Below are 6,000 nucleotides of genomic sequence, written 5' to 3'. Positions count from 1 at the left end.
CTTGGACCGCAGGGTCCTGGGAGAGTAGGACGTCGCCAAGCACGGATGAGTCTACTGCATACGCAGTAGGCTTTTTTGTTGTTTTCTAATATTACATAAAGAAGGGGATAATCCCAGAGTCATTTTTCAATGACAATTGGAATTATCCCTTTTCTTGTTGACTACTCTAAGAAGTGGGGAGTATTTTTCGAGGGTTCGAATACTTGCATGGATGATGCGAGGAGGTTAGCTGATATGGAAGGTAATGCGAAGAACATAGATCAAGTAAGCTCATGTTGAAGAAAACGATAGTCTTCTAATTCAAATCATGAAACTAAAATTACGTAATACAGAATAATAATGGACTAATGAAACTGTAATACAATTGCTCACTCTATGTTTTAATATGTAAGTACAAGTTAAGGTAACGATCAAACAAATAGATATCTTGAAGTATGGTTAACTACTGCTTCTTAATGCTTAAAATAGTAAGATTAATTATTAAAAGGAATGATTGTAGTCATGAAGTGCTAGTTCAAGTTAAATATATTGTAAAACATTATCATAAAAAAGTAAATGTGGAATTAAAATGAAGAAAAATGAAATTTTTTATGTATAGAGTCATAGAAAAAATTAAACTGGTATAGATTTCAAATAGTACTATCGATGTCGATATAGGTAGAAAGAAATGCTTTTGTTGGAACAACGACTAGTTACACAGCATCATACTCCCAATAATCCATTATTAATTGAAAATTATGATTTTGTAGGGACATATGCAGCGATTCAGACATAAAATAATGAATGTGGATAAAAAGAATCGCAAAAAAATAGTAGTTTACACAGGTATATTTGGACTAATAAAGAATCATCCTAATAATAAGAGGCAGTTCTGTTAGCTCGTTTTGTGAACATATAATACAAGTGGAATATTTTAGTTATTTGAATTATCTGATAAATAGCGAAAAAACTTGACCTTAACATTATATTTTGTATAATGAAGTTAAGGTCAAAGAAAGTCAAAGTCAATATAACTGAACTGAGAGGAGGTTGTTGATTTGCGTAATATTTCAGATCTCATCGAACTTTATTTAAAGCAGATGCTTGATAATAGTGGTGAGAGTGCTGTTGAGATTCAGCGCAACGATCTGGCCGAGAAGTTCTCTTGCGTTCCCTCTCAAATTAATTATGTGATGAGTACACGGTTTACCCTTGAGAAGGGCTACGTTGTAGAAAGTAAGCGCGGTGGTGGTGGGTATGTTCGCATTCAACGTGTTGAATTACCTGAGTTAAAAGGGATTCAATTACATTTTGATCAAACGATTGGTAAACAAATTGATCAAAGTAATGCAGAAGGACTTATCTATCAGCTTGAAGAAGCAGGTCATATGACAAAGCGTGAAGCAAATCTAATACGTGTAGCTATTCATCGAGATACACTGGTATTAAAGCTTCCCTATCGAGATGAATTAAGAGCAAGATTATTGAAATCGATGCTGGTTGCTTTATTATTGAAATAAGTCGCAAGGAGTTGTGTATGATGACTTGTCAAGAATGTGGGAAGAGACCCTCAACGTTACATTTTACTAAGATCATAAATGGAGAAAAGACAGAATTTCACATTTGTGAAGCTTGTGCTAGAGAAAAGGGAGAAAGTATCCCTGGCGCGCCAAATAGTTTTTCTATTCACAGTCTATTATCGGGCATTTTAGATTTTGATACGATCGGTAATAAAAGCTTAAGCAATATTGCACCGCAGGAATCTGTACGTTGTGAAACATGTGGGATGAGCTACACCCAATTTAGTAAAGTTGGTCGTTTTGGCTGTAGTGATTGTTATCATGCTTTTTCTGAACGATTGAATCCGCTAATTAAACGGATTCATGGCAGCACAACACATAGCGGGAAAATACCTAAGCGTTCTGGTAGTAAAATTCAATGTAAGAGACAAATAGAAGAATTACGCAGTGAGCTTCATCGCAATATTGAAATTGAGGAGTTTGAAAAAGCAGCTGAGCTTCGTGATGAAATTCGTGAGCTTGAGCGAAAGATGCAGCAATGATCAGATGACAATATTTATATAGATAGGAGTGAGTTTGTTGACAGAGCATCAATTTTCTTCTGATGCACTTAGTGATTGGATGAGAGGTCAAGGACCAGATTCGGATGTTGTTATAAGTAGTAGAGTTCGCTTAGCACGTAATCTTAATCATCAGCCGTTTCCTCTACTTGCGACAACAGCTCAAGCCAATGAAGTGCTCGAACAATTATTAGCGATTAGTGATTCAGGAACTCTAGATGCTCATGGGCATTTCAATACTATTTTATTAAAGGATCTTAGTGAATTAGATAAAAGGGTGTTAGTTGAAAAACATCTTATTAGTCCAAATTTGGCTAATGAATCCCGTGCCGGTGCTGTTATTTTGAGTGATAATGAAGCTGTTAGTATTATGATCAATGAGGAAGATCATTTACGCATACAATGTTTATATCCAGGATTTCAAATTATGGAGTCATGGAAATTAGCGAATGCGATAGATGATTGTTATGAAGAGGCTGCAGAATTTGCATTTGATGAGAATAAAGGCTACTTAACGACTTGTCCAACCAATGTTGGTACGGGATTAAGAGCATCGATTATGATGCATTTGCCCGCATTAGTACTTACGCAACAAATCAATCGTATACTTTCGGCAGTTACCCAAGTAGGGTTAGCTGTTCGTGGACTTTACGGTGAAGGAAGCGAAGCACTAGGAAATTTATTTCAAATATCGAATCAAATTACGCTTGGTCAATCAGAACAAGAAATTATTGACAATTTATACGGGGTAGCCAAACAAATTATTGAACATGAAAAAGCAGCGCGTCGTAAGCTAATGAATGAATCATTAAGGCGTGTAGAAGATCGTGTGAAACGCTCTTATGGTATTCTTGCACATGCAGCTATTATAGATTCTAAGGAAGCAGCACAACGGTTATCTGATGTTCGACTTGGGGCAGATCTCGGTATATTGTCGAATATTCCACCTCATGTGCTGAACGAATTACTTATTATGACACAACCAGGATTTTTACAGCATCGTTACAATGAAAAACTCTCTGTAGAGGATCGCGATTATAAGCGAGCCGAACTGATTAGAGAGCAATTGAATAAACAAGGTGAAAGTGGAGGTGCTTCATTATGATGTTTGGTCGATTTACAGAGCGTGCCCAAAAAGTACTAGCGTTAGCTCAAGAAGAAGCAGTACGTTTGGGACATAACAATATCGGTACAGAGCATATTTTACTTGGTCTAATTCGTGAAGGTGAAGGTATCGCAGCTAAAGCTTTACAAGGACTAGGCTTAGGTCTTGAAAAAATTCAAGATGAAGTGGAAGCATTAATTGGCCGTGGTCAAGAGCAGCCTAACAATATTGCCTATACGCCTCGTGCGAAAAAAGTTATTGAATTATCGATGGACGAAGCACGCAAGCTTGGCCATACGTATGTAGGAACAGAACATATTTTACTTGGTCTAATTCGCGAAGGCGAAGGTGTTGCGGCGCGCGTCTTGAATAACTTGGGCATTAGCTTGAATAAAGCTCGTCAACAAGTGCTGCAATTGTTAGGGAGTAACGAGGCGGTATCAAGCCATCAGCATACGCAAAACAATGTAAGTACACCAACACTTGATGGATTGGCTAGAGACTTGACGGTGTCAGCTAGAGAAGGTAATCTAGACCCTGTTATTGGTCGTTCCAAAGAGATTGAGCGTGTTATCCAAGTATTAAGCCGTCGTACGAAAAATAATCCTGTATTAATTGGGGAACCTGGTGTCGGTAAAACAGCGATTGCCGAAGGATTAGCACAAAAAATTATTAATAACGAAATCCCTGAAACTTTACGTGATAAACGAGTGATGACGCTTGATATGGGTTCTGTTGTGGCAGGTACGAAATATCGTGGTGAATTCGAAGACCGTCTGAAAAAGATTATGGATGAAGTTCGCCAAGCAGGTAATATTATTTTGTTCATTGATGAGCTGCATACTTTAATCGGTGCAGGTGGTGCTGAAGGAGCAATTGATGCTTCTAATATTTTGAAGCCAGCCCTAGCTCGTGGTGAATTGCAATGTATCGGTGCAACGACACTTGATGAATATCGCAAATATATCGAGAAGGATGCGGCACTTGAACGTCGTTTCCAACCGATTACGGTAGATCAACCATCTGTGGAAGAAGCGATTCAAATTTTGTATGGTCTGCGTGATCGTTATGAGGCTCATCACCGTGTGAAAATTACAGATGAGTCTATCATTCAAGCAGTTAAATTATCTGATCGTTACATCCCAGATCGTTTCTTACCAGATAAAGCGATTGATTTGGTCGATGAAGCTGGTTCTCGCGTAAGATTGAACACATACACTGTACCACCTAATTTGAAGGAATTAGAAAATCGTCTTGAAAACATTCGCAAAGAAAAAGATGCCGCTGTACAAAGCCAAGAGTTTGAGAAAGCAGCAGCACTTCGGGATACAGAACAAAAAATTCGTGAAGAACTAGATACAACGAAAAACCTTTGGAAAGAAAAACAAGGACGTACAGACTCTGAAGTAACACCTGAGGATATTGCTCAAGTTGTAGCAAGCTGGACCGGAATTCCTGTAAGCAAGCTTGGAGAAGGAGAAACAGAGCGTCTTCTTAAGATGGAAAGTATTCTACATGATCGTATAATCGGTCAAGAAGAAGCAGTCAAGTCAGTATCTCGTGCGATTCGACGTGCTCGTGCTGGATTGAAGGATCCTAAGCGTCCGATCGGTTCGTTCATCTTCCTTGGACCTACAGGTGTTGGTAAAACAGAACTAGCTCGTGCACTAGCTGAAGCGATGTTTGGGGATGAGAATTCGGTTATTCGTATTGATATGTCTGAATATATGGAGAAACACTCCACTTCTCGACTAGTAGGTGCTCCTCCAGGATATGTAGGTTATGAAGAGGGTGGTCAATTAACAGAGAAGGTACGTCGCAAACCATATTCTGTCGTATTGCTAGATGAGATCGAGAAGGCACATCCTGAAGTATTCAATATTCTACTTCAAGTGCTGGAAGATGGTCGTCTAACCGATTCGAAAGGTCGCGTCGTTGACTTCCGCAATACATTAATTATTATGACTTCAAACGTTGGTGCTGATCAAATTAAGAGAAACTCTACACTTGGCTTTACGGCGGTAAATGACGCTGGTAGAGAGTTTGCATCGATGAGAGATAAAGTATTGGCTGAGCTTAAGAAAAGCTTCCGTCCAGAATTTATTAACCGTATCGATGAAACGATCGTGTTCCATTCACTTGGTGAAGAGCATATTGCGAAAATCGTTACGTTAATGTCAGATGATCTTGCTAAACGTTTGATGGAGCAAGAAATTGAGTTCACTTTATCAGATGAAGCGAAGAAATTCTTAGCAAAAGAAGGTTATGATCCGCAATATGGTGCTCGTCCATTACGTCGAGCGATTCAAAAACATATTGAAGATCGTCTTTCAGAAGATCTGCTAATGGGCGTTATTCAAAAAGGAGATTCCTTCCTCATTGATGAAAAAGATGGTGAATTAGTTGTAGTGAAAGACGTAAAAGCTACCGTTGAATAAGTAAGTTAAGTTCATTGGTTGGATATAATGTTATCTAGTTAGTTTTAAGGTGTCATAAAAGTAGGAGGTTCCTATTTTTATGACACCTTTTTTGTATAATAAATACTATAAAGTGAAAATTTTCACTAATGTCTCTTTTGAAAATTATATGTTAATGTTAAAATGAAATGAAGTAAGAATAGTCGGATATAATGAAATTTGATTTTGAACTGTCTATTAAACTACCTAATAAAATAAAGGTTTAAAAGGCGGGCTTTCGAAAGCCGAGAAGATGGGGTGCTACTTGAGAAAGATGGAAGCGCAAGTGTACATTAGTGCGTACACGCGAACCGTACTTTCCAAGTTCGCTTCATATTCGATGCCGAGTATGCTACGTTAGTCTACTCATCGTTATCAAA

4 protein-coding genes are annotated in these 6,000 nt (G+C 38.1%); all 4 read left to right on the top strand.

Annotated elements, in window-relative coordinates:
• Window positions 1–1,037: 1,037 nt before the first annotated feature.
• Genes AC1TO5_RS19400 through AC1TO5_RS19385 form a run of 4 tightly spaced genes read left to right on the top strand, consistent with a single transcriptional unit; the run spans window position 1,038 to window position 5,602 of the window.
• A complete protein-coding gene (locus tag AC1TO5_RS19400) occupies window positions 1,038–1,499 on the top strand; it encodes a CtsR family transcriptional regulator (protein ID WP_482064492.1) in 462 nt (153 codons plus the stop codon).
• A 20-nt stretch (window positions 1,500–1,519) separates the two neighbouring features.
• The gene (mcsA, locus tag AC1TO5_RS19395; RefSeq protein WP_482064494.1) at window positions 1,520–2,041 is read left to right on the top strand and encodes a protein-arginine kinase activator protein McsA; all 522 of its coding nucleotides are present in this window, start codon (window positions 1,520–1,522) and stop codon (window positions 2,039–2,041) included.
• A 37-nt stretch (window positions 2,042–2,078) separates the two neighbouring features.
• Entirely contained in the window at window positions 2,079–3,164 is a 1,086-nt protein-coding gene (gene mcsB, locus AC1TO5_RS19390; RefSeq protein WP_482064491.1) for a protein-arginine kinase McsB, read from the top strand.
• Window positions 3,161–5,602: an ATP-dependent Clp protease ATP-binding subunit gene (locus AC1TO5_RS19385; protein WP_482064490.1), complete on the top strand. Its 2,442-nt coding sequence runs from the start codon at window positions 3,161–3,163 to the stop codon at window positions 5,600–5,602. Before mcsB ends, AC1TO5_RS19385 begins: the two co-directional genes overlap by 4 nt.
• The last annotated feature ends 398 nt before the right edge of the window (window positions 5,603–6,000 follow it).

This window comes from Paenibacillus sp. Y930, assembly GCF_056786375.1.
Note: the sequence above shows the minus strand (reverse complement) of the source record. Positions and strands in the feature narration are given on the sequence as shown.

Bases quoted from the DNA above. Each gene is read 5' to 3' on its own strand.
- mcsA (WP_482064494.1), top strand. From the start codon at position 1,520: ATGACTTGTCAAGAATGTGGGAAGAGACCCTCAACGTTACATTTTACT.
- AC1TO5_RS19385 (WP_482064490.1), top strand. From the start codon at position 3,161: ATGATGTTTGGTCGATTTACAGAGCGTGCCCAAAAAGTACTAGCGTTA.